Source organism: Dysgonomonas sp. HDW5B, from assembly GCF_011299335.1.
Taxonomy (GTDB): domain Bacteria; phylum Bacteroidota; class Bacteroidia; order Bacteroidales; family Dysgonomonadaceae; genus Dysgonomonas_A.
On the sequence record NZ_CP049858.1, the window covers coordinates 3,207,149 to 3,232,437 of the forward strand.

Consider the following 25,289-nt stretch of genomic DNA (forward strand, 5'->3'; position numbering starts at 1 on the left):
ACTATGTGTTATTATAATAGTATGTCAAAGAAAGCCAAAGAACTGGCGGCTCGATACGGTCGTAAAATCGATATAATTGAAATAGTAAAAGAGATTATCGAAGAACAGTCCCGGATTAATGCGTTCTCTAATCCTGCCTATCCGATCATAACTAGCGACGACGAAATACAAGCCCTAAACTGGGGTTTAATACCCTTCTGGGTAAAGCCCAAAGAAGATACAGAGAAAGACAGGGATGAAGCAGAAAAAGACGCTTTTTCCATTCGCAAAGGCACTTATAATGCAAGAAGCGAAACGATATTCGAAAGACCATCATTCAGGACACCCATCTTAAGCCGTCGATGTTTAATTCCGAGTACAGGATATTTCGAGTATCATCACAATAATGATAAAACTAAAACTCCTTATCTTATCTATCTGCCAGATGAAGAGGTGTTTTCGATGGCTGGTGTGTATGATAGTTGGATAAGCCCGAAAACAGGGAAAGTATATAATACCTTTTCAATGATAACGACCCAAGCCAACGAGCTGACCTATGAAATACACAATGGAGGAAAGAATCCACACCGAATGCCTGTGATAATAAATAAACAAGATGAAGAAAAGTGGTTAGATCCGAAGTTGAATAAGCTCGATATCCAAAGTATGCTAAAACCTTTTGAAGCTTCCCTGATGGATGCTTATGCAGTTGACCGAAATTTGTTTCTAAATGGAAACCCACATAACCCAAGTATAATGGAACGGGTGTAAATTAATTTGCTAAACTTGCCCCGACTTATTTACATACTTAATAGGCACTTTGGATTCTTTTGTATTGAATGGAAGTGCTTATTATCTTTGCAACATGAAGCCTCTCATAACAGGAAAAGCCTACAACATTCAATTATTTTACAACCCGGATCGGATCGAAGCCATGTACTTAAAATACTACACCGATCTTTTTGGTGAAGAGTATGAATCTGTTTTTATTACTTCAGATGGCAGACTCTTTGAAATCGGGAGTGTGGAAAAATGGGATTAATGGAATTTAAAGCTATTTCTACAGTAGGTTTATTTAATAATTACCTAAATGAGAATCTCTAGCTCAATAATCTAATTTTGAAGTATAAGTTTTACAAAGTATAAGTTGCTTTAACTCGGTCTTGTGGTATTAAGTTTGGCGTATAGTTTTAACTAAGCTTCAACGGAAACAAAAAAGCACCTACAATATACTTGTAAGTGCTTTATGATTTCAGTCGGGATGACACGATTCGAACGTGCGACCACACGCCCCCCAGACGTGTACTCTAACCGGGCTGAGCTACATCCCGAAATCGGATGCGAAAATACTACAATAATATATTATTTCCAAGTTTTATTTTAACTTAGTAGAAAAATAAGATTATCTCGTATCAGCAAGCGATCATATCTTTCTGTATAATATAGACTTAAATAAAAATATATAATATGGCTAAAAATACAATCTTCAAATATAAAAAATGGAGTCTTTTATTTTCGATATGTATTATCTTTTCGATAAGCCAGATTGGAGCTAAAGGGTTTCTGAGAACCGACGGAACGAAGATTGTAAATGACAATGGCGAAATACTTCTGCGTGGGATAGGTCTTGGCGGATGGGTACTCCAAGAACCTTATATGCTGCAATTATCGGGACTTGCTAAAAATCAGATAGATATTAAACGCAAGATATATGATTTGATAGGGAAGGAGAGAACGTCCGAATTTTATGCTGCATGGGTGAAGAATGGCATTCGGAAAGCCGATATTGATTCGCTTGCTAAATGGGGATTCAATAGTATCCGTCTGCCGATGCATTATAATTTATATACTCTTCTTATCGAAAAAGAACCGATAAAAGGCGAAAATACATGGATCGAAAGTGGCTTTGCCCTTACGGACTCTATTCTCAACTGGTGTAAAGCAAATGAAATGTACCTGATACTCGACCTGCATGCTGCTCCGGGCGGACAGGGCAATGATCTGGCTATATCCGATGCTTCGGACGTTAAACTGTGGAACAGCGCTCAAAACAAAGCGAAAACCATTGCTCTGTGGCGTAAGCTTGCCGAACGCTATAAGAACGAAGAATGGATAGGTGGTTATGATATTCTCAACGAACCTAATTGGGGATTTCAGGACTCCGAGGATATGAATGGTAACCGGGAGGAATTGAATGCTCCCTTGCGTCAATTGTATATAGATATAACTAAAGCCATAAGAGAGGTTGACCAAAAGCATTTTATTGTGATTTCGGGTAACGCTTGGGGAAATAACTATAATGGAATATTTCCGTTATGGGATGATAATATGGTAATCAGTTTCCATAAATACTGGACGTATAACGACGATCAGTCGATAGCTAAATTTCTGGAATACCGAAAGCAATACAATGCTCCTCTTTGGATGAGTGAATCGGGCGAAAACTCGAATACGTGGCATACCAATGCCATTAAATTATTCGAACAAAACGATATTGGCTGGTGCTGGTGGACATATAAGAAAATGGGATTCAACTGCGTGATGGAGATACCCACAAATTCCGAATACGAAAAAATAAAAGCTTATTGGAAAGGGGAGGGCACAAAACCAACTTCCGATGAGGCTTATAAAGGACTGATGCAACTGGCATACGATTATAAAGTGGAAAATACCCTGTTCAAAAAAGACTTTACGGATGCTCTGTTCAGACAGGTAAAGACAACTGCTACCAAACCATTCAATAATTATTTGTTTAAAGAAAGAACTCCGCTGGTAATTAATGCTTCCGATTTTGATTTAGGGCGCAACGGCTATGCATATTTCGATAAAGATACTGTCGATTATTGGGTGTCGAGCGGTGTTAAAGGATATGGCAACAAAGGGCGTGTGTACAGAAATGACGGGGTGGATATCATGCCATCGGACGATCCTCGATCCAACGGGTATTGCCTATTTAGTATAGAACCCGACGAATGGGTACAATATACAATCAGTGTAAGAAAGCAAGGGAATTGTAATATAAACATCATAACTAAAGCTGTAGATGGAGCTGGAATGCTTTATCTGACAGTTAACGGAAGAAAAACCAAGACGTTTACAACCTCAGACAATGCAAGCGACTGGAGTGTGTTGGAGGTGAAAAATGTGAATCTGAAAAAAGGAATCAATACCATCAAACTACATTTTATAAAGGGAGGTTTTAAAATAAGCCGAATCGAAATAAAGCGGTAATCTTATTCAATATCGAGTACCATCATAATGTTGCATCGTTCGTAGACCGAATTACTTACGGTTACCTCTTCGAAGCCTAGTTTGTGATATAATATGATGGAAGATTCGAGACGGGTATTTCCTTCAAGGAAGACTCGTTTTATACCTCTCTCTTTGGCATATTGTATGAGAGCTTCACCTAATTTGCGTCCCAATCCCAAACCCTGTGCCTGCGGGCTTACTGCCATTTTAGCCATTTCGAATGTTTGGTCTTCGGGATGGGCTATCAGGGCACAACAACCAACTACTTTACCGTTCATAATTGCCAGAAATATCTGTCCCCCTTTATTTAATATATACTCTTCTATATTGTTGAGAGTATATACATCTGATTCTTCGAGACGGAAATATCTAGTAATCCATTCCGTATTTAAAAGAATAAAAGCTTCTTTATATTCGGGTTTGTACAGTTCTATTTGGACATTATTCATAACCGATAAAATTAATTAGTTGTTTGGTTTGAGAGAGGCAAGTTACTGTTTTTTGCTTAATTATGGAATGGTAAAAAGAGGATTTTGTATATCAATAACTATTGATATACAAAATCACGAATTAAAAAATAACAAGAAATAATTAATCGATTTACTATTCTGGATAATATAAAAGGGAGAGGCTTGTAAGTCTGTGTCTTTTTGTTTAGTAATGAGGGGGCGAGAAAACTATTTATCGAATAAATTGTTTTTAATAAAAAACAATTAGACAATTATGGTCAAGAAATTATTAACCTTACTGATCGTAACATCTGCCGTTGTTCCTCAGTATCATTCCATAGAGGCCTGTACAGGTATTACTCTGACGGCAAAAGACAATACTCACATTCTGGCACGGACAATAGAATGGGGAGGTAGTGAATTAAATAGCCAATATGTTATTGTGCCACGTGGTTATAAACAAAATTCTTATACGCCCGCAGGAACTTCTTCCGGCATGGAGTTTACCGCACGTTATGGTTATGTGGGTTTAGCTGTGGAACAAAAGGAATTTGTAGCTGAAGGGCTAAATGAAGTTGGTTTATCTGCCGGATTATTTTATTTCCCCGGATATGGAAAGTATGAAGATTACAGTTCGGCTCACACTACATCAAGCATTGCCGATTTGCAGTTAGTATCATGGATGCTAGGGAATTTTAGAACCGTTGATGAGGTTAAAAATGCAATTAAGGATATCCATGTTATAGGTATTGATCCGCGTGCTTCGACTGTACATTGGCGTATTGCGGATATTTCCGGTCGTCAATTGGTATTGGAGATTGTGGATGGTCAACCGCATTTCTATGAGAATGAACTGGGTGTATTGACTAACTCACCGGGTTTTGAATGGCAAATGACAAACCTCAACAACTATGTTAACCTCTTTCCTGGTTCAGCAGAACCTAAATTGCTTGGAAATATACAGCTTATGGCTTTTGGATCGGGCAGTGGCTTTTTAGGTATACCGGGCGATGTAACTCCTCCCTCACGTTTTGTTCGTGCGGCTTTCTATCAATCGACAGCACCTCAACAAGCTACTGCAAAGGAAACCGTCTTGCAGAGTTTTCAGATATTGAATAACTTTGATATACCTGTGGGTATTGAATTTCCTTTGGGGCAAGTTCCTGCCAATATACCCAGTGCTACTCAGTGGACTGCGTCTACGGATATGGCAAACCGTATGATCTATTACCGTACGATGTACAACAGTGCTATTCGTAGTATCGACTTGAAAGATATCAATTTTAATAGAGTTAAATACCGTGCCGTACCTCTTGATGAGATAAAACAACAACCTGTAATATCAGTGAAGATTAATTGATGGGGTACTTTCGGTTATGTATATATGGGATAAAAAAGAAAGAGATACAAATTACATTGTATCTCTTTCTTTTTTTATCCTTTGTAATCTTGTTGCGGATTTCTGTTGAAGAGTCTTGTCTTAGCCAGCTGCTCGTATTCTGTACCCGGACGACCGTAGTTGGCATACGGATAGATGCTAATACCTCCACGTGGCGTAAATACACCAATAACTTCGATGTATCGAGGATCCATCAACTTGATAAGGTCTTTCATAATGATATTCATACAATCTTCATGAAAAGCCCCGTGATTGCGGAAACTGAAAAGATATAGTTTCAGACTTTTGCTTTCCACCATATTTATTTCGGGGATATAATTGATATGGATAGTTGCAAAATCGGGCTGTCCTGTAATGGGACATAGACTTGTAAATTCGGGACAATTGAATGCTACCCAATAATCGTTTTCGGGGTGCTTGTTGGTAAAAGCTTCCAGTACTTCGGGAGCATAATTGTCTTTATATTCGGTTTTACCTCCCAATAGCGAAAGGTTTTCCAATTGTTTATCTTGTTGCATAATTTTTCTTTTTGATAATTTCTTTCGAAATGTATTTACTCTACTTTTAGAGTTTTATATGATTGAAAATAAAGGTTCTCCTTTTACCAGTGCAACCTTTGGGTGATTTGTATTTTGTCTTGGTGTAAAATGAAACAAGGCATTGAGGTCTTAATCTGTAAAACATTGAGGACCTGCCATTCCACCCGTATATTTCAATACTACGTTCTTTTTATAATACACATATTGACACCCGTCGTTAAATTCTTTGATCTGAGGAACAGTCAACAAGGCAGTGGGGAAGATGAGATACGAATATTTACCCAATCCGCTTCTGGCAAAACCCACTTCGGTTTGATCTCCATTCTGAAGCGATATGCAGTTTGCCATTTGCATCATATTCTTAATCCCACTGAATGTCATCGGATCCCAGCCAATAACCTTTAGCAGATTATACAATGTATCCGAATCATATTCTATGTCCCAGTCGCCATCAACCAATATAGGGTCGCCCTTAGGATTCTTTTTAAATATCTGCAGGTCTATCCCTTCTACGGTATGAAGGATATCATCCTTCGTTCTGATTTCCAGAGATACAATAAAATCTTTAGGAATCGATTTATTGAATTCATTTGCCAGATTCTCGATTTCGACAGACCTTTCCTCATAATTTTGTATAAGTTCGGCTTTGCTGCTCATGGGCATCGAATAAACTTTCAGCATGATTGCTTTAATCGTATCGTTAGCCAGATCGTAATCGTGTTTGGCTTCGGCAAGAGCCTTGGGGGAAAACTTAAGATTCAGTGCATCGAATATCAAGTCTGTTTTAGTACTTTGTGCCATGCATGTAATGCTAAAGCAGAATATACCGAATGCGAGCAGAATTTTTTTCATTTATTATGAGTGATATTTTAATATAAAGGCTTAGATTCCAAAGAAACAAAAAAATCAGAGATTTTGTTTTCTAACCTTTAAATAATTTTCTAAACCTTGTTTACGTAACTGGCATGACGGGCATTCGCCACAACCATCGGCAGGTACTCCATTGTAGCAGGTAAGCGTTTCGTTTCTGATGAGGTCAAAAACGCCCAGTTCGTCCGATAGTTTCCATACGGCTGTTTTATCTCTCCACATGAGTGGGGTATGTATCTGAAAATGTTCATCCATTGCCAGATTGATACTTGTATTGGCAGACATAATAAAGGTATCCCTGCAATCGGGGTAACCGCTGTAATCGGCTTCCGAAACTCCCGTAACAATATGACGGATACCGTGGCTGCGTGCAATTACTGCCGCAAAGGTAAGAAACAAGAGGTTACGTCCCGGAACAAAAGTGTTTGGGTAAGCATCCGCAGGTTTTTCCTTATCCATTGTTACCGAATTATCGGTCAGTGAATTGGTCGATAGATGACTGATGATAGAAGCATCCAGCTTTTGGAAGGGTACTCCTGCACGTTGTGCAATTCCTTCGGCAATTTCTACTTCTTGCGAGTGGCGTTGTCCGTATGTAAAACAGAGTGTACGGACTGATGCGAAATGTTTCAATGCCCAAAACAGGCATGTGGTGGAGTCTTGGCCACCCGAAAATAAGACTAGGGCAGATTCTTTTGATTTCATTTTTTAATTACTTTGTTTTTTACGTGGTTTATCCTAAGCTACACGGAAAAGGCTGTTCCTCTTCGTCCGACAAAGATAATTATAAGCATGTGATAAACAAAAAAGCTAGCCCTTGTTTGGGCTAACTCTTATTCTTTTTTATAGATGAAGTTTATATCTTTTCGGAGATATTCTTGTTGTCAAGATAAGAAAACGAGCCAACGTTTTTAATCGTAAATCTCAGTGATCTCTTTGATTCCCCCACGATTAAACAGGAGGCGAAACTTCCTGAAATACAGATTTTCGTGTCCTTGGCAGCGTAGTATAAAATGGAGAGCATACACCTTCTCGCTTGTCATTTTTATATATCCGTCCTGCTCGTCGGGAATGTAAATAGGAATATACTCATTATCCATTTTCTGTATAAAATGGGTGAGGTTGAATCGGGTGACATCATTTATACCGACAAACTGATAGCCCTTATACCTGTTGATAGATGACGAGGATAAGTTTACCAGCTTTTTGTAGAGGATAATCTGTTCGTTGTAAATCTTGTTTTCGGCTTCTACCAAAGGAGTTCTTTTGCGTATACTCATTATTTCGGCAGGTACTTTCGATTCGATGGCGAAGTCGAAAGCCTCTTTAGTCCAGCCTATTTTTTTGTTTTGTATCTCAAGTTCTCGTTTTGTATCAAAATACTTTTTACCCAATTGAGTACTGAAGTAGTATCGCATCAGGTCTTTTATTCTGTCTTTGAATACATAGCTTATCACAAGGGCAAAAAATAGCGGTGTTGTAAAATTACCATAATGCAATTGTGCCGAAAACGATACAACGGTGGCAAAAATCATAGATGTGGCAGCCGCTATTCCATAATAGAATTGTTCGGCTAAGGCTCCATCTTTTCTCTTTTTAGTATACAGAAAGAGGTCGCTTTCTATAAATTTTTTGAGGATTCCCCTTCTCATTACCACCAGATAGTTTGTAGATGTGTCCGTGGTATCGAGCAGCGAATATCCTTTTTCTTTTTTGTATTGATTCTCAGAATTGACTAATTCCAAGAGTGAGTTTTTAACTTTTGTATATACAAGCCTGTTCTCAAGTCCTCTCATCATTCTGAAAGTCTGCTGTTGAACGATATTGCCAATAAAGTCATCGCCAAACATAAAGTATTGACGTTCGTCTTCGGTGACCGACGAATTGTTGACTATGGTTTCGAGCTTGCGGTAGTGACGGGTGATAGATGTCATGTCGTGAATATATTCGCGTACTAACTCTGCTACCTTATTTTCGTCTTTCTCTTCTATAATAAAATAGGCTCTGTCGCGTGAGGCACTTTTAAATATAGACGAAAACATCTTGATCTGGAACGTATAATTTGAGAGGTTTTCTTCCGAAGTCGTATCGACCAGCAGGTTTTCAAAAGCTCTTTCCAATCTGCTTAGCGGGCTGTTCTCCGAAGCATAAATATCCTTTAACCGATAGATTGGTGTGATAAGCCTCACATTAGATTGTGTATCTTTATAGAACTGTTCTTTGGAATAGGTCGAACGGTTTATATCGAGGCTATTGGGTACAAACATCCACGTGTTGATACTGAATTCATTTATATCATTTTCGGCTGATTTTCGGGTGGCTATAAATGATATTTTAAATTCAAAAGAAAACTTGTCGTGTATCTTTACCTTTACATCAATCATTCAGGCTTCCAGTTTTTATATGGATTCTTTACCAGTTGCGAGTTGTAGTAGCGAACATCGCCCGTTACTTCTTGTCCCAGCCAAGATGGCTTTTCGAACTTCTCGTCTTCTGATTTAAGTTCTATCTCGGCCATTATAAGCCCTTCGTTATCGCCGTGAAACTCGTCAACTTCGTAGGTGTGTATTCCTGCTTGAATGAGGTAACGCACTTTATCTATCACTCCCGGATCGCAAAGTTTCATTAATTGATCGGCATCTTCTACTGAGATCTCTTTTTCCCATTCGAAACGGCTCAATCCCGAATCGTTACTTGCCCCTTTGATTGTAATAAATCCCTTATCGCCCTTTATGCGTATACGTACCGCACGCCCTTCCGTGTTACAAGCCATATAGCCTTGCGTAACGCGTTCAGATTGGTAGGCTTCGGATTTGAAATCGCCTGTGATGAGAAATTTACGTTCTATTTCGATATTCGGCATAGTTTAGGGTGTCTTTTTTCTACTTTTAAAAATAGTAATTGAACAACTTGCTTAAAACCACGTTGTTCAATTATATCTATCGGTTGTTTTATACAAACGCAATAAAAGGTCGGTGACCCTTATTGTATAATTTGCTTGATAGCTCCCATTTCGGGGAAGAATATCACTTTGATTGGCAGTTTGTTATTATCGAACATCTTGGGTATGAGTACCTCTTGTTTTCCGTATTGCACTACGTCCACTTCTTTATTAACCCAAGTTTTGTTTGCAAACTGAATTTGTAAAGATGCTTTGGCAGGTATATTATATATGATGCCTTTTGCAAATTTCTCGTCCCACGCTTTTTGATCTTTAGGGCTGAGTATAGCAGGCTCGCCTGCCGGTTCCTTGTTGATCAGCGTAAGAGTAACGGGTGCACCAGCCATATTGTTGCTGTCCACAAAACCTAATTTAGACGAGAATCTGAATACAACCTGATCGTTTAAATCGCTAGTGGTAGGCAATACCGTAAATGTTTTGCTGATATTTTCTACCGTTTCGCTTCCTGTAAACATCGAAGTTAAAGCCTTTTCTTGTAAGTCGAGACGCTCCATAACCAGTTTATAAGCATTACCATCGGGTGGCATATTGTCGGCTTCGCCAGTTAATATATTGTTTCGGGTTTCGCGAAGCAAGAATATTTGTTTCGAAATCAGTTCGGCTTGCTTGGCTTTAGAACCTGCACGCAATGTTTCTTCCGAAAGAAACGAGTTAGGGTTGGGTAGGGGCTTATTGCTTTCGTCGGCAGCAGAATTTGCAGTTTCGTCCACAGGCGAAAATTGTGCATCGGCATTAATGGCACAAATAAGACCATCTTTGGTAAGTGTAACAAAGGGGGCAGTTGTGCCGCTTCTGAATTCTACCAGATAGCTTTTTTCTTTATCGGGTACCCCTCCTGTAGTGGCTGTTAAGCCGGTCATGGTATATATCGTTTCGTCCTGAATGATGGGGTTTGATATATTGAGGTATCTTTCTGCATATTCGTAAAATTCGCCAGCCTTACGCACTGTTTTAGTCGCATCGGCTTTAATCAATATCGTCGTCTTGGGCAGCGAGTATGCAACTCCAAAGTCATTGCTTTTTACGGCACTCATTTTTACTGTATTCTGAGCGGGTAAAGCACTAGCTAATAGCAATGATAATAGTCCTATATAATATCGTTTCATATCTGTATTTTCTGAATTTGTACCGAATACAAATCTAATAAAATTATTTTAGGCTTCTATATTTTTAGTCTCGATATCTGTATAAAGCAAGAAAGACCGGCATTTATCTGAATGTCGGTCTTTCTCTTACGTATCTACTTTATGTGTCCTGTTATCTCTTTATAACATTGCCTTTACTGTCGAATACTATATTACGATGGCGATCATAACCTTTGTCACTTTCGAATTTTATCCCAACCGAATAAGTTGTCGATCCGTTTTGAACTTTTTTGTTTGCACCTAAGACCTGTGCGTTTTTATAGTTCTTTTTTACATAGTCAGTGGCAAATGAAGGAATATCTTTTATCAGCATATCTTCTTTCGATGATATTAAAGTGCCGTTAGTCGAAATATCCAACTCTACTTCTCTGCCCTCGTATCTGAATTCGGCTTCGTAATAACCTTTCTTCGATTTATCTTCCCACTCAACATGGGTTGCTTTGGGATAATGTTTCGAAACATATGCTTTTACATTGGCAGGGACATTTTCAGGTAGAATGTCTTTTGCCTGTATCGAAAATGAGGCTATTGCCATTATTAATAAAAAAAATACTTTTTTCATATTAGCTATTTTAAATTAGTGGTTTTTTAGGTCTGAGACCTGTTTATTTTATCTTGTCAAGTATTCAGTACAACAGATGGTTGTATTGATCTTGTATTACATACTCATGGTTATTTATTTGTTACAGGGGTTTGCTCTATCTTTACATTATATCCATCGGTTCCGGCAGTGACTTCAAAGATGGTTAAACCGAATGTGCCTACGCTCGAAATGAGGTGGTTGAAAATTTCACTCATAATGCGTTCGTATTCAGACCAAGCTGTAGTACTTGTGAATGCATATACTTCTATAGGAAGTCCCTGGCTGGTAGGAGCCAGTTGTCGAACAATAAGCGTCATCTCCTGATGTATCTCGGGGTTGTTCCGCAAATACCAGGTTGCATAGCGTATATACAGGTCACAATTGGTTATCTGGAAACCTTTTATGAGCGAATTATTATCGATATTCAATTGCTCATTTTGACTTGCATATTGCTTACGTTTGCTTTTTATATAAGAACTTAATACTTCACTTTTTTCGAATTCATCCAGTTCTTTATCAGTAAGTGTTCTTATATCAGATTGTTTGATGCTGAACGATCGTTTTATACGACGTCCTCCACTTTCCTGCATTCCTCTCCAGTTTTGGAACGAATCGGATATAAGTGCATAGGTAGGTATCGTCGTGATGGTTTTATCGAAGTTGCGAACTTTAACCGTAGTCAGGTTTATTTCGAGAACATCGCCATCTGCTCCGTACTTGTTCATGGTAATCCAGTCTCCAATCATTACCATCTGATTTGTAGATATTTGTATGCTGCTCACAAAGCCCATGATAGTGTCTTTAAACATCAACATCAGTACGGCTGAAGCAGCTCCCATTGCCGTAAAAAATACGGTTGCCGATTTGCCGGTAAGTATCGAAAATATAGCTACTGCACCGAAAATGTAGCAGATAATTTGTATTACCTGCAGGTAACTCTTCATCGGCTTGTTGTGGAATGTCGGTTTTTCGTGAATCACATTGGCAAACGATTTTATAATTGCCATTAATATCCAGATAACCAAAAAAACCATGTATATATCGGTTATTTTGAGTGTTGGTTTTATGAACATTCTGTAATCTACGAATATGGTGGGGATAGCATTTATGATAAATGTATAGGGTACGCTCAGTGCCAAAAAGTGAGGCAGCCTATTTTTCTCGGCATGCTTGAAAAATGAAAGTTTAGTGATTTTTTCTATTTTCTTAAAGGCAAATGAAAGTGCAATGCGTACTACCTTTTGTAGTACATATACTATAACGACAGCGGCAGCGAGCACAATGATGAGATTGACCAAATCAATCCATCTTTCTGATACCCCCATGTTTTTAAGAAAGTCGTGAGTAAAATGGGTTACAAAATTTGCGGAGGTTGTAAATTCAGATTCATCAATAATTTGATCCATACTGTATGAGTTTATTTGGTTATTAACCCAAAGTTAAGGGTTATATATCGCTTTTTGTAACTTTTAGACAAATTTATGCAGAGAATCTGTAGTAAATCTGTAGTTTGAGTTCGATAAAACTACTTATTGGTAATAAAAAGATTTTTTCGAATTTCTGCTGCGGAAAAAGAATAGTATCAGTGTATGCTACTTGCGTGAGGAGTAAAGAGGTATATCGAAATCGGAAAATGATCTTTTGATTTTATAAATAAATATTTGATAGACTTTAAATTAGCTGTTAAGGAAAAAAAAGGGAATACTTATTGCTGTGATTCATCTAATTGTAGTACTTTTGTAAGCTTAAAAGTTTTAAGCATTCAAGTATGAAAAGCGTAAAGGTAAGGGATAAAGAGTTCGAATTATTTATCTCAGAAGCAGAGATATTAAAGTCTGTAGATAGAATAGCTGAGCAGATGAACAAAGATCTGGATGGAAAAGATCCTCTGTTTGTTTGTATATTAAATGGTTCTTTTATGTTTGCTGCCGAACTTATGAAACGTGTAACCGTACCCAGCGAGATTTCGTTTGTGCGTATGGCATCGTATCAGGGAACTAAGTCGTCGGGCAAGATAAAGGAAATTTACGGACTCGAAGAAGATATTAAAGACCGTACTATTGTTATTATCGAAGATATCGTAGATACAGGGCATACCATGTCTTTGATAGTCGATCAATTGGCGTGTGACGGACCCAAAGAAATCAAAGTAGCCACTTTGCTGTTTAAACCTGAGGCTTTGAAGTGTGAAGTTAAAATCGACTACGTAGCTTTGGAAATACCGAGTGATTTTATCGTCGGTTTTGGTCTTGATTATGACGGATACGGTCGTAATCTACCTGATATTTATAAAATAAAGTAGGAGACAGACCTTTGTATCTGAATGAATGGTGAACAGACCGATTCACTCCTGCATCAACTAATAAAAGGGTCTCAGACCCCAAACCATAAACGATAGAGTAATGTTGAATATTGTAATTTTTGGAGCTCCCGGCTCAGGAAAAGGCACACAAAGCACAAATCTTATAGAGAAGTATAAACTGGCTCACATTTCTACCGGAGATGTATTGCGTGCCGAAAAAGCCGCAGGAACAGAACTTGGTAAACTGGCTGACAGCTATATGTCGAAAGGTCAATTGATACCTGACGAACTTATGATAGATATCTTAGCTAGTGTTTTCGATCAGAAAACAAAAAGCGGCGAATGCAAAGGCGTTATCTTTGACGGATTTCCACGTACCATTCCTCAAGGAACAGCATTGAACGAAATGTTGGAGAAAAGAGGACAAAAAATATCAGCCGTTGTAAGTCTTGATGTTCCCGAAGAGGAGTTGATCGAACGCCTTTTGAACAGAGGAAAGCAAACCGGTCGTAACGATGATAATTATGAAACAATAAAAGCTCGTTTGGATGTGTATTACAATCAAACTACACCACTCAAAGAGCTTTATGAGAAAGATGGCAAATTGTATTCTGTAGAAGGAGTTGGTTCTGTAGAAGATATTTTTGCTCGTATTTCGTCTGTGATAGATAAAGTAAATTAAGAAAAATATAGAGTTTTTGAAGCCAGGAATTGAGTTTTGAATATACACATCAAACTCGGTTCTTGGTTTCGAATCTTTTAAGCAATAGTATGTATTTTGTGCAGCATTATTTTGATATAAGCATTCATTGTACTATACTTGCTAAACTAATAAATAGGTCTTAGACCTTAGAAGAAAGGATAATATGTCTGATACAAATTTCGTAGATTACGTAAAAATATACTGTCGCTCGGGAAAGGGCGGAAGAGGTTCTACCCACTTTAGACGCGAAAAATACATTCCGATGGGAGGCCCCGATGGTGGCGACGGTGGCGATGGGGGACATATAATCCTGCGTGGCAATCGTAACTATTGGACGTTGTTGCACTTAAAATTTAAACGACATCTGCTTGCCGGACACGGTGGCGGAGGATCAGGTAAATTATGCTCGGGTAAGAAAGGTGAAACTATTATTATAGATGTGCCTTGCGGAACTGTTGCATATGATGCCGAAACTGGTGACTATTTGTGTGATATAACCGAAGACGGACAAGAAATAATCTTGTTGAAAGGTGGTAAAGGTGGACGTGGTAATAATCACTTCAAAACACCTACCAATCAGGCTCCACGCTATGCACAACCGGGAGAACCGTTTCAGGAACGCCGCGTTGTATTGGAACTGAAAGTGCTTGCCGATGTTGGATTGGTTGGATTCCCTAATGCGGGAAAATCAACGCTTTTATCGGTAATGACAACGGCCAAACCTAAGATAGCAAATTATGCATTTACTACGCTTGAGCCTAATTTAGGTATCGTAAGTTATCGCGATCATCGCTCGTTTGTGATGGCTGATATCCCCGGTATCATAGAAGGTGCAAGTGATGGTAAAGGATTGGGACTTCGTTTCTTACGCCACATTGAGCGTAACTCGCTGTTGCTTTTCCTTATTGCTGCCGATGCCGATGATATTCATGAAGAATACCGCATTTTGTTGAATGAATTGGCGAAGTACAATCCCGAATTGTTGGATAAACGTCGAGTATTGGCAATTTCTAAATCTGATATGTTGGATGAGGAATTGACTGAAGCATTGAGTGCCGATCTTCCGGATGTACCTCATGTCTTTATCTCGTCTTTTACAAGTTTAAATCTTCAGAAATTGAAAGATTTGCTTTGGGCCGAACTTAATAAGGACGGTGAATATATTAAAGCTGCTGATAATGTAATTGTTCACAGAAAGCTTGATATCAAAGCCATTGAATTGGATGAGGACGAAGAATTTGATTTCGAGGATGAAGAGGACGATTATGAAGAAGAGTGGGATGAGGATGAAGATCCCGACTTCGATGCGGACTTTTATTACCGAGAAGGAGAAGAAGATGATACTGTTAAATAATGGTTCCTCCATTCGATAATTTATAAAATATAGATGGTAAGCCATAAAGCATATTCAACCTTATTGCAATTTGAGAGTCTTAATACTTTTGACTCTCTTTTGCATTTTTCAACGACTATTGATGGCGGAGTAAGTACCGGCAATTATACGTCTTTCAATTTGGGGATGTATTCGGGTGATGACTTGCAGGATGTTACGGAAAACAGAAGCCGGTTGGCTTTAATGCTTAGCATACCTTCTGAAAATCTATTATTTCCTTACCAGACTCATGGAGATTCGATTTGTATCATTGACAAAGAGTTTACTTCTAAAAGTAAGGATGAGCAGCTACAATTATTGAATGGTGTAGATGCTCTGATAACTAATCAGATAGGAGTTTGTATAGGGGTTGGAACAGCCGACTGTGTACCTATTCTGATTTTTGATCCGAAAAATAAAGTTTTTGCTGTAATACATGCAGGATGGAGAGGTACTGTTGCAAAATTAGGCCCTAAGGTGGTTGAAATTATGCAAACTAAATTCAACAGTGATCCATCGGATTTACAGGTTGGAATAGCTCCTTCTATTTCTCCTGATTACTTTGAAGTAGGAGACGAAGTGGTCGATCAGTTTGCTCATGCCGGTTTTTTAATTGATGATATCGGATATTATAATTTTGAAACAAGTAAGTTTCATATTGATTTATGGTTTGCAAATGAGCTGTTGTTGAGTCAGGCAGGTGTTCGTTTCGACAATATTGAGGTTGCAGGTCTGTGCACTTATTATCATAGCGATCAGTTTTTCTCAGCTCGCAGACAAGGCATTCAATCCGGTCGAATGATAACCGGAGGAGTTTTAATCCGTTGATAATTAGCTTTTGTTTCTTTCGTGATTTACTGATCTATAATAGTATTTTAATTTAAGAATAGGGTGTTTTTCTGTTATAGAATAGTGTTTTATTGGTGATTTTTATATTCAAAATAAACTTTACAGGTAAGTAGTAACTTTATAAAACGATGATACTCTTTTAATGTAGCGGAAGTCAATTTCTATTTGTGAAAATTCATTTTATCACAAAACTGCATTATCTTTGGTATATCAAATATTAATAAAAAATAGATTAAAAGTAATATGGGAAAAATTCTATCATTGGCAATAATGATTTGTCTATCAACAAATCTTTTTAGTCAAGTTCAGAATCAAGCCGAGCCGGTAGTAGGAACTTGGGAAGGCGAAGAAGTTTTTGTAGAAAAAATAGATTCTACGGAGAGCCATATTTCGGCTGCTTATATTCAACTTGAGCCTCAGGTTCTGGCTGATATAGATTGGTTGAATTATTATCCATTGGATGAACAGCAAAGTTTGCGTGATGATAAAAATCGTTTCGTATTAATGTGGATGTCAGGATCTCCAACCGTAAAAATCGGTATGGATGACCGCATCGTTACTTTTCAAGGAGGAGAGCCTTGGGTATTGATGGCATATATGATGGGTTGGACTAAATATTCGTTAGAACATAATTATTCGGCTGATCCTGTAGAATGTACGACTGCTGCTGTAACTAATGCTGTGAATTTCTATAATAGAAACCGCAAGTCGTTAGCTAAGAACAAAGAGGTCGAAAAGTATGCGAAAATGGTCAAGAATGATTCGTTGAAAAAGTATATCAGTGATGTTTTGTCTCAGCCTGTTGCTGAGTGAAATTAAAACTGCTTAGATATAATAAAGGCATTTAACTAAACGTTAAGTGCCTTTATTTTTTTAATTATTCGAGTAGATAGGTATGAATATATATTATTTATTAATGTGAATCAGTATTGAAATATACGTTCTATTGATTTTTTCACTACACACAATCAAAGATTTACTATATTTATGTTTACTAAAGTAACTTAATGGTCGTAGACCTTCATCTAAATAAAAAACTATGTCGACTACATCTCAAACTAAAATTCGTTTTGGAGTCATCGGAACCGGCTCTATAGTAGATAATGTATTGAGGGCTGCTCATTTAGATCCTCGTTTCGAGCTTACGGCAATTTATTCACGTACTCAGGAGTCGGCGGATGCTTTTGCCCAGAAGCATGGTATATCTCATACTTTTGTTTCGCTCGAAGATATGGCACAAAGTCCGTTGATTGATGCTGTATATATTGCATCTCCTAATTCTTTGCATTCCTCACAAAGCATTCAGTTTATGAAACATGGTAAGCATGTTTTGTGCGAAAAACCTTTTGCTTCGAATGTTAGAGAAACAAAAGCAATGATTGCTACCTCTAAAGAATATAACGTTACTTTGATGGAGGCAATGAAACCGACTCTTACCCCCAATTTTAAGGTTGTAATGGAAAATATCTCAGCTTTAGGGACAATCAGGCGTTATTTTGCCAGTTACTGCCAATATTCGTCACGCTATGACAGCCTGAAGGAGGGAATTGTTTTGAATGCGTTTAATCCTGCCCTGTCGAATGGAGCGGTTGTCGATATAGGTGTATACACTATATATCCGATGGTTGTACTTTTTGGACGTCCTAAAAAGATCAGTGCTACGGGTATATTATTGTCGACAGGTGTAGACGGACAGGGGGCGGTAAATTTCGAATATGAGAATATGAATGCAACGATTCTTTATTCTAAGATTGCCGATTCGCAATTGTCGACCGAAATTCAGGGAGAAGAAGGTTTGATTTCGCTCGACAGAATCAATACTATCAGGGATGTTCGGATTTGTATTAAAAATAAGGAAGAGCAGCATATAAGCCATTTTGACTATGATCAAGAGTATCTTCATGAGATTGCCGAATTTATAGACCTTGTGCAATCGGGTAGGAGAGAGTCTGTTATAAACAGTCACGAAAATTCTTTGATAACTATGGAAATTCTTGATGAGATCAGAAAACAATTGGGAGTTGTGTTTCCTGCCGATAATGAATTTTGAAGTAGAGGCTATTTAATTAAAATAGATTGCAGGGTAGGCTATATGCTTATCCTGTTTTTTGTGGATTTTGTTGAAATAAGATTTCGATACCTATTTCGATTCAGTAAATAGGTATTAGTGAATGTCAGAACCGATTCTTTACGACTAAGATTCCTTTGCTTCAGATTATTTTTGTTATTTTTGTAAAGATCAAAAAAACATCTGTTTTTCTATTTTTTGTTGAAACTAAACGAACATAAAAAACTAATTATAAACTGATAAACATGGCAACTCCATCATTTAAGTATCAGGATACATTTCCAATGGGTAAAGATACTACCGAGTATTATCTGCTATCTAAGGATTATGTTTCTACCGCTACCTTTGAAGGTCAGGAAGTTTTGAAAGTAGCACCCGAAGCTTTGACTCTCTTGGCTCAACATGCATTTCACGATGTTGAATTTTTGTTACGTCCCGAGCATCAGGCACAGGTGGCAAAAATATTATCCGATCCTCAGGCTAGTGATAATGATAAATTTGTGGCACTCACTTTTCTTCGCAATGCTGAGATATCGGCACGTGGTATTCTACCATTCTGTCAAGATACAGGAACTGCCATAATTGTCGGTAAAAAGGGGCAAAATGTATGGACCGGCAGTAACGACGAAGAAGCGTTATCGAAAGGTGTATACAATACATTTGTGGAAGATAATTTGAGATATTCTCAAAATGCTCCTCTGAATATGTATGATGAAGTAAATACAGGATGTAATCTGCCTGCTCAGATCGATTTGTATGCTACGAAAGGTGATGAATATAAATTTTTATTTATAGCTAAAGGTGGAGGTTCTGCCAATAAAACATATTTATATCAGGAAACTAAAGCATTGCTTACTCCCGGTAAATTGGAGGCTTTTCTGATCGAAAAGATGAAATCGTTGGGTACTGCGGCATGTCCTCCTTATCATATTGCATTTGCAATAGGTGGAACTTCTGCCGAGAGTAATCTGAAAACTGTAAAACTGGCATCTACTAAATATTACGATAATTTGCCAACTGAGGGTAACGAAGGCGGACAAGCTTTCCGTGATCTCGAAATGGAAGCTAAATTGTTGAAAGCTGCACAGGAATTGGGCTTAGGTGCACAATTCGGCGGTAAATATTTTGCTCATGATGTGCGTGTAATCCGTCTACCTCGTCACGGAGCTTCTTGTCCTGTGGGTATGGGAGTTTCTTGTTCGGCTGACCGTAATATCAAAGGTAAAATCAATAAAGAAGGTATCTGGTTGGAAAAAATGGAGGATAATCCTTCACGTTTAATTCCTGCCGAATATCAAAAAGCAGGCGAAGCAGGTGGTGTGAAAATTGACCTGAATCGTCCTATGCCCGAAATATTGGCTGAGCTTAGTAAATATCCTGTTTCTACACGCTTGTCATTAACTGGAACCATTATCGTAGGACGTGATATCGCCCATGCTAAATTGCAAGAACGTTTGGATAAAGGTGAGGGTATGCCTCAATACATCAAAGATCATCCGATTTATTATGCAGGACCTGCTAAAACACCTAAGGGGTATGCTAGTGGTTCGATGGGACCAACTACTGCGGGTCGTATGGATTCGTATGTGGATGCTTTCCAAGCTGCGGGTGGTAGTCTTATTATGATTGCAAAAGGTAACCGTAGCCAACAGGTAACTGATGCGTGTCACAAGCACGGAGGTTTCTATTTGGGAAGTATCGGTGGACCTGCTGCAATATTGGCTCAAACTAATATTAAGAGCCTAGAATGTGTTGAATATCCTGAATTGGGTATGGAGGCTATCTGGAAAATAGAGGTGGAAGATTTCCCTGCATTTATTCTTGTGGATGATAAAGGAAATGATTTCTTCAAACAATTGAAACCTAATACGGGTTGCAGTTCGATGTAAGCATTGAAAATATATATAATTAAGAAATACCGCAGTAAGGCTCGTCCTCGCTGTGGTATTTTTTATGAATGGCATCCTTCAAGAATACTCACACTATCTCTGCCCAACTGTTTGCATCCCCAATGAAAAAGGTATTCTATAAAAGGAATCAACTCTTTGCCGGTTTCCGTTAAGCGATATTCGACCTTAGGGGGTACTTGCGGATATACCTTTCGATGAATAAGGTTGTCGGCTTCCAGTTCGCGTAAGGTTTGGGTAAGCATCTTAGTACTTATGTCTGCCATGTCTTTAGCCAGCTCATTGTATCGCATTACTTCACTCTGACTTAACCTCCAAAGAAGACGTCCTTTATATTTACCTCCGACTCGCTGAAAGGCATAATCGACAGCACAAATATCTTTATTTTCATTTATTTTAAATTTCATTTCCTTATTTATTTGTTGATAATCAATATTAGAAACTTTTTGGTCTGTATGATACAATAAAGTACATACTTGACACAAATATACTATATAATTACTTTTGTAAGGAAATTTAACAATAACAAAACATGAAACAAAAATTAATGGGGATGCTGTTCTCGGCTATCTTCTGGAGCTTTTTGCTCTCAAATGCACAGGCTATGACAATAGAAGGAAAGGGATTTCAACAAATGAAAATTGGCGACATCGAAGCTGTTGTATTATCGGATGGGTATATACGGATATCTCCTATACAGCCATCTATGGCTCCTGATGTTACAAGTAAGCAATTAAGTGACTTTCTGAAGGGAAATAGCAACGATACACAGTCAATTGATTTGGCTATGAATATATTATTGTTGAAGAAAGGCGATAAATTTATTTTATTTGATTCAGGATCGGGCAGCGATATGGGGCCTACAGGTGGATGGTTGAAAGATAATCTGGCAATAATAGGTGTCTCTCCCGAACAGATTACGGATATTGTAGTTACACATGCTCATATCGACCACGTTGCAGGTCTTTTAGATTCAAACGGAAAAAGTATATATCCGAATGCCGATATTTATATGACCCAAATAGAGTATGATTTCTGGATGAGTGAAAATCCCGATTTTTCGAGATCTAAATCAAAGGATACTGCCATGGTGGCAACTATGCTTAAATATATTCGGAATATACTCACTGCGCTGAAGCCGCAAATAAAATTAGTCGCTGATAAGGATATTCTTCTGGATTGTATAGAGGTGGAGCTTGCTCCGGGACATACTCCGGGTCATATTATTTCTACTATTTTTTCGAATAACGAGAAATTGGTAGCCATGGCAGATATAGTGCATGCCAGTAATATTTTGTTTGCCAATCCCCAATGGGGAACAAGTTTCGATACTGACTTTGAATTGGGTATAAAAACCCGATTGACTGTATTGAAGAAATTGAGCTCTGAGAATGCTTTGATATTTGGTTACCATCAACCTTATCCTGGAATTGGGCACATCAGACAAATTACTAATGATAGCTACAAATGGGTGCCGGCAGATTTTGCTACACCTCAGTTAAGAGATTAATATTTTAGATTCTTTAAAGAGGATTGATTCAGTATAATAGCGATTTTTATCTGAGAAAAATATATTTAAAAAGCAGGAATCTTTCGTGTGAGGATTCCTGCTTTTGATTAATTGAATACAGTTGTTACCTTAATTAAAGGCTTATAGCGCTAATCGCAATTACTATAAGTTAAAGTCTGAAATTTAACTAAATTATGGCTTATTTATGTGAACGTTTCTTTAATGCTGTTGTTTAAATAATATATGAATCTTTAAAAAGAGATATTATGGAAGCCAGGAAGAGACGTAAAACATTTACCATTATTGGTGTTTGCTTAGCTATTTTCTCTTTATTCTTTTTTTTACAGGTTGATGGATTGAGAGATAACGGTAATATGGAGCTGGCAAATCTTTATTGGTTATTCGGGATTCTGACTATAATTACAGGATCGTTGTTTGTGTTGTTCGGTTTTTTAAAAGGTCATCATCATGAATCTAATACTTCAGAATAAGATTCGTTGAGACTAAACTATAAAATCTAAGAAATTGTTCGATATGAAGGGTGAATAATTTCTTAGATTTTTTATTTTGATCATTATAACAGCAATAATTTGTGCAGTATATTTTAAGGTGAAGTGATATCGTTTATCCTGAACGCATATAAGCTTCCTGTACTTCCTACAGACAGAAAAGTCGCACTATTGGGCGAAGTTGTATTGCGTATCACTTTACCTGCCAGCAAGTAATAATCTTTTTTTACAGACGAACTATTCGTTATAAATATTTTACCGTTTACACTCGATCCCGGTGAGGTGTTTATATCATTAAGTAAGGCTGCCGATACAGCTCCTTGTGTGTCGGGTGACAATGCAGATGAAGGCAATGTAGAATTATCGGCGAACCCAAAAGTCATCCACGAAAAATCGGCAACAGTTCCGTTCCCTAAAATATTGAGTGATACAAATACAATCCATTTTCCCGGATATAGCGATATTTTTGAATTTGTATTTATATAATTGGTATAGGTATTGGCTATATTAATACCACTGCCCATTACTCCTTTTTCGGTTCCCGGTACATAAGCTTGCCAGTATGCAGTTCCTGTGGCATCGCTTGTCAAAACATACTTATCGACCTGATAACCGTCTCTGATCGAAAACCCCTTTACGGGAGATATGGGAGTTCCTGTTGTTACAATATCAAGTTTTACGGTAGGGATAGTTGTTCCTATCCCTACGTTACCCGATTTGTCTATAACAATATCTTCTTTTGTTTGAGATGCAGTTGGTGTACCCGAAGTCGCATTGTCTTTTGCCGGATCTATGTAGAGTAGTATATTTGAGGAAGTTATATTGTCGGTTTGAATTCCGATCTGCGAAAAAACCGTAAGAGGGATTATCAGTAATAATGCCAATAAAAATAAATATTTCATTTTAGTTTTTTGTTTAATGATTATCTTATGACAACGTGTAGGATGATGTTGCAAAATATATATTTATGGATGCAGATGATTTACTGGAGTGGCATAGCAATAATCCGATTCTCGGCATGTGCCGGATTGGCTGTTGTCAGTACCCTGCCTGCAAGGTTGAGATTATTCGGATAGGCAGCATTTACTAATTTCAGATAATAAGTTTTAATACCATTTGTTCGGTTATTAATAATTATAAATCCGGAAACTATGCTTGCAGTTCTGAAGTTCACATTAGAAGATATTAAGCTTCCGGTAGTTGCAGTACCATTGAGTGATCCTTCAATATCTTTTGATACTCCCGCTCCGTTTGCGGGATATAATGTACCATCTCCCGATAGGCTGTTATCGGAAAAGGTAAGCCTGAAGAAAGATCTTTCCTGATAGGAAGTTCCGTAACTACCCGAGGCCGGATCTACTCTTTGGTCTACCATAACCACCCAACGTCCTTTAGGTAACTTTATATAAGCATAAGCATACATATTTGCATATACCAGAGATGGCGATATACTGGGGATGGTATAGTTTATAGTTCTTGTATAAACTCCCCGTATAAGAGGTATTTCTCCAGGATACCCCCAATAGGCATTGCCCGAAGCGTCAGATAATAATATTTTTTTATTACCTTCTGTGCCATCCTCGAGACGGAATGCAGGTTTTGATGTTCCCGAAGGTCTGACCCAAATATCTAATTTATAAGAAGGAGTAGTATGCCCGATTGCAATATTTCCTGCTGGTGAAATCATCACATCGTCAATAGTTTGGATGTTAGCCGGAACTCCTGTCGTATTATTATCGCCTTTAGGATCTATATGCAAAACTCCCGATTGAGGATTTGCTGTATTTATTCCCACTTGTGCCGAAGAGTTTATGGTTATGCACAAAAAAAAGAATATCCATTTATAAATTGAGTTCATATCTACACTTTAATTTTGATTTTTTGTTGATCAATATATATATTTCAATAAACAGAGATGCTCTTAAAGAACATCTTTTATAGATTTTGTGGTAAACGGTAAGCAATTATATTGTCTTCGCCCTTTGTGCCACCTATTTGAGCCCATAGAACCGATGGGTCGGATGTGCCGTAGACAGTAGCCCGCCCCATATAATAATAGTAGGTTGTACTTGCCAGAGGGTTATTGATGATAAAGGTTCCATAGAGTATACCACCTGATCCGTATTTCCAGAATATCCCCGAGACATACTTTACCCCTTCGATATGTGCAGAAGCGATATCGGCTGTGGTCTGAGCTATTATTGTTTCAGAAAACGTAGTGCTAAGAATTATGCGATCATTAAACTGTGCAGCAGGAGCACCGCCAAGAACAATATACATAGCCACTTGTACAAGCCATTTTCCTTGAGGTAAAGTCAAATTGGTACTCGAGTTATAAAGAATATTATTGGTCACTGCAGGTTGAGTAATACCTACACTCGATTTAACGGCTGATATTCCTCCTTCGGGTACCACATCGCCCCAAGTTGTCAAACCGTTGGCGTTAGATATCAGAGCACGTCTGTCTGCCTCGTTTCCATCTGACAATCTCAAACCATATGCCGGAGTTGAAGTCGGTATACCCGCCGTTGCAGTTTTTATATGCAAATAGGTTGAAGGCGTACAGGTTCCTATGCCCATGTATCCATCTTTGGTGATTATCACATCATCGGCATCTCCACTACCGTCGGATTGGGTATCAGAGTTGGGATCTATGTGCAATGCACCCAACGGATTTTTAATGTTTATCCCGACTTGTGCATTACACCAGCCGATAGATAACAGACTAAGAATAAATATTAAGCTCTTTTTCATTGTTAGGTAATTGATATAGTTAGTTCTTGTCTTAAAATCAAAGAAAGCAGCAGCATGTAATCGCTACACACTACTGCCGGGCATAGTTGTGCCTTAGGGGATTGATTTATTTGTTCGGATTCTGAACGACAACAAAA

General features: G+C 38.0%; 26 protein-coding genes and 1 tRNA gene. 13 read left to right on the top strand and 14 right to left on the bottom strand.

The features are described from left to right. The first annotated feature begins 21 nt into the window (after positions 1–21). Together G7051_RS13265 and G7051_RS13270 are read left to right on the top strand one after the other, a co-directional pair. Positions 22–750, top strand: coding sequence for an SOS response-associated peptidase (locus G7051_RS13265; RefSeq protein WP_370522736.1), 729 nt, complete (start codon positions 22–24; stop codon positions 748–750). A gap of 94 nt (positions 751–844) precedes the next feature. Then, positions 845–1,021 (top strand): hypothetical protein, encoded by a 177-nt coding sequence (locus G7051_RS13270; protein ID WP_166201011.1) that lies wholly within the window; start codon positions 845–847, stop codon positions 1,019–1,021. Positions 1,022–1,235: 214 nt separating this feature from the next. Here G7051_RS13270 and G7051_RS13275 read toward each other — a convergent pair. Then, positions 1,236–1,310: transfer RNA gene (locus tag G7051_RS13275), tRNA-Pro, on the bottom strand. Between the two features lie 136 nt (positions 1,311–1,446). Between G7051_RS13275 and G7051_RS13280 the strand changes: the two genes are divergently transcribed. Further along, entirely contained in the window at positions 1,447–3,210 is a 1,764-nt protein-coding gene (locus G7051_RS13280) for a cellulase family glycosylhydrolase (protein ID WP_166201013.1), read from the top strand. Between the two features lie 2 nt (positions 3,211–3,212). On the opposite strand, the gene G7051_RS13285 is transcribed toward G7051_RS13280, so the two are convergent. After that, the gene (locus tag G7051_RS13285) at positions 3,213–3,680 is read right to left on the bottom strand and encodes a GNAT family N-acetyltransferase (RefSeq protein ID WP_166201015.1); all 468 of its coding nucleotides are present in this window, start codon (positions 3,678–3,680) and stop codon (positions 3,213–3,215) included. A gap of 274 nt (positions 3,681–3,954) precedes the next feature. Between G7051_RS13285 and G7051_RS13290 the strand changes: the two genes are divergently transcribed. Continuing rightward, positions 3,955–5,040, top strand: coding sequence for a linear amide C-N hydrolase (locus G7051_RS13290; RefSeq protein ID WP_166201017.1), 1,086 nt, complete (start codon positions 3,955–3,957; stop codon positions 5,038–5,040). A 74-nt stretch (positions 5,041–5,114) separates the two neighbouring features. Here G7051_RS13290 and queF read toward each other — a convergent pair whose 3' ends face one another. The 8 genes from queF to G7051_RS13330 all read right to left on the bottom strand — a co-directional run bounded on the left by queF (position 5,115) and on the right by G7051_RS13330 (position 12,584). Next, positions 5,115–5,597, bottom strand: coding sequence for a preQ(1) synthase (queF, locus tag G7051_RS13295; RefSeq protein ID WP_166201019.1), 483 nt, complete (start codon positions 5,595–5,597; stop codon positions 5,115–5,117). Positions 5,598–5,747: 150 nt separating this feature from the next. After that, positions 5,748–6,470, bottom strand: coding sequence for a hypothetical protein (locus tag G7051_RS13300; RefSeq protein WP_166201022.1), 723 nt, complete (start codon positions 6,468–6,470; stop codon positions 5,748–5,750). 54 nt (positions 6,471–6,524) lie between these two features. Further along, complete coding sequence (queC, locus tag G7051_RS13305; protein ID WP_166116061.1) at positions 6,525–7,193, bottom strand: 7-cyano-7-deazaguanine synthase QueC; 669 nt, start codon at positions 7,191–7,193, stop codon at positions 6,525–6,527. Positions 7,194–7,399: 206 nt separating this feature from the next. Further along, positions 7,400–8,872, bottom strand: coding sequence for a hypothetical protein (locus tag G7051_RS13310; protein ID WP_166116063.1), 1,473 nt, complete (start codon positions 8,870–8,872; stop codon positions 7,400–7,402). Beyond that, positions 8,869–9,351, bottom strand: coding sequence for a CYTH domain-containing protein (locus G7051_RS13315; RefSeq protein WP_166201024.1), 483 nt, complete (start codon positions 9,349–9,351; stop codon positions 8,869–8,871). Before G7051_RS13315 ends, G7051_RS13310 begins: the two co-directional genes overlap by 4 nt. Positions 9,352–9,470: 119 nt before the next feature. Then, positions 9,471–10,556, bottom strand: a complete 1,086-nt coding sequence (locus G7051_RS13320) for a DUF4831 family protein (protein ID WP_166201026.1) — start codon at positions 10,554–10,556, stop codon at positions 9,471–9,473. A 151-nt stretch (positions 10,557–10,707) separates the two neighbouring features. Beyond that, positions 10,708–11,157: a PepSY-like domain-containing protein gene (locus G7051_RS13325; RefSeq protein WP_166201028.1), complete on the bottom strand. Its 450-nt coding sequence runs from the start codon at positions 11,155–11,157 to the stop codon at positions 10,708–10,710. A gap of 110 nt (positions 11,158–11,267) precedes the next feature. Then, on the bottom strand, positions 11,268–12,584 hold the full coding sequence (locus G7051_RS13330) for a mechanosensitive ion channel family protein (RefSeq protein ID WP_166116072.1): 1,317 nt from the start codon (positions 12,582–12,584) through the stop codon (positions 11,268–11,270). Positions 12,585–12,946: 362 nt separating this feature from the next. On the opposite strand from G7051_RS13330, the gene hpt reads away from it, so the two are divergent. The 7 genes from hpt (at position 12,947) to G7051_RS13365 (ending at position 20,361) form a co-directional block, all read left to right on the top strand. Further along, the gene (gene hpt / locus G7051_RS13335; RefSeq protein WP_166201030.1) at positions 12,947–13,480 is read left to right on the top strand and encodes a hypoxanthine phosphoribosyltransferase; all 534 of its coding nucleotides are present in this window, start codon (positions 12,947–12,949) and stop codon (positions 13,478–13,480) included. Positions 13,481–13,580: 100 nt separating this feature from the next. After that, positions 13,581–14,162, top strand: a complete 582-nt coding sequence (locus tag G7051_RS13340) for an adenylate kinase (RefSeq protein ID WP_166116077.1) — start codon at positions 13,581–13,583, stop codon at positions 14,160–14,162. A gap of 184 nt (positions 14,163–14,346) precedes the next feature. Further along, complete coding sequence (obgE, locus tag G7051_RS13345) at positions 14,347–15,537, top strand: GTPase ObgE (RefSeq protein WP_166116079.1); 1,191 nt, start codon at positions 14,347–14,349, stop codon at positions 15,535–15,537. Positions 15,538–15,570: 33 nt separating this feature from the next. After that, complete coding sequence (pgeF, locus tag G7051_RS13350) at positions 15,571–16,383, top strand: peptidoglycan editing factor PgeF (RefSeq protein WP_166201032.1); 813 nt, start codon at positions 15,571–15,573, stop codon at positions 16,381–16,383. Between the two features lie 264 nt (positions 16,384–16,647). Next, a complete protein-coding gene (locus G7051_RS13355) occupies positions 16,648–17,217 on the top strand; it encodes a hypothetical protein (RefSeq protein WP_166116084.1) in 570 nt (189 codons plus the stop codon). A gap of 226 nt (positions 17,218–17,443) precedes the next feature. After that, on the top strand, positions 17,444–18,454 hold the full coding sequence (locus tag G7051_RS13360) for a Gfo/Idh/MocA family protein (protein WP_166201034.1): 1,011 nt from the start codon (positions 17,444–17,446) through the stop codon (positions 18,452–18,454). 263 nt (positions 18,455–18,717) lie between these two features. Next, positions 18,718–20,361, top strand: a complete 1,644-nt coding sequence (locus G7051_RS13365) for a fumarate hydratase (protein ID WP_166116089.1) — start codon at positions 18,718–18,720, stop codon at positions 20,359–20,361. 62 nt (positions 20,362–20,423) lie between these two features. Here G7051_RS13365 and G7051_RS13370 read toward each other — a convergent pair whose 3' ends face one another. Beyond that, on the bottom strand, positions 20,424–20,786 hold the full coding sequence (locus G7051_RS13370; protein ID WP_166116091.1) for a helix-turn-helix domain-containing protein: 363 nt from the start codon (positions 20,784–20,786) through the stop codon (positions 20,424–20,426). A gap of 125 nt (positions 20,787–20,911) precedes the next feature. Here G7051_RS13370 and G7051_RS13375 point away from each other — a divergent pair, with 125 nt between their 5' ends. Both G7051_RS13375 and G7051_RS13380 read left to right on the top strand, forming a co-directional pair. Then, complete coding sequence (locus G7051_RS13375) at positions 20,912–21,889, top strand: MBL fold metallo-hydrolase (protein WP_166201036.1); 978 nt, start codon at positions 20,912–20,914, stop codon at positions 21,887–21,889. Positions 21,890–22,155: 266 nt separating this feature from the next. Next, on the top strand, positions 22,156–22,380 hold the full coding sequence (locus G7051_RS13380; protein WP_166116096.1) for a hypothetical protein: 225 nt from the start codon (positions 22,156–22,158) through the stop codon (positions 22,378–22,380). Positions 22,381–22,493: 113 nt separating this feature from the next. On the opposite strand, the gene G7051_RS13385 is transcribed toward G7051_RS13380, so the two are convergent. The 3 genes from G7051_RS13385 to G7051_RS13395 form a co-directional block, all read right to left on the bottom strand. Beyond that, a complete protein-coding gene (locus tag G7051_RS13385; RefSeq protein WP_166201038.1) occupies positions 22,494–23,300 on the bottom strand; it encodes a hypothetical protein in 807 nt (268 codons plus the stop codon). An 80-nt stretch (positions 23,301–23,380) separates the two neighbouring features. Beyond that, on the bottom strand, positions 23,381–24,256 hold the full coding sequence (locus tag G7051_RS13390) for a hypothetical protein (protein ID WP_166201040.1): 876 nt from the start codon (positions 24,254–24,256) through the stop codon (positions 23,381–23,383). A gap of 77 nt (positions 24,257–24,333) precedes the next feature. Next, entirely contained in the window at positions 24,334–25,152 is an 819-nt protein-coding gene (locus tag G7051_RS13395) for a hypothetical protein (RefSeq protein ID WP_166201042.1), read from the bottom strand. Positions 25,153–25,289 lie beyond the last annotated feature (137 nt).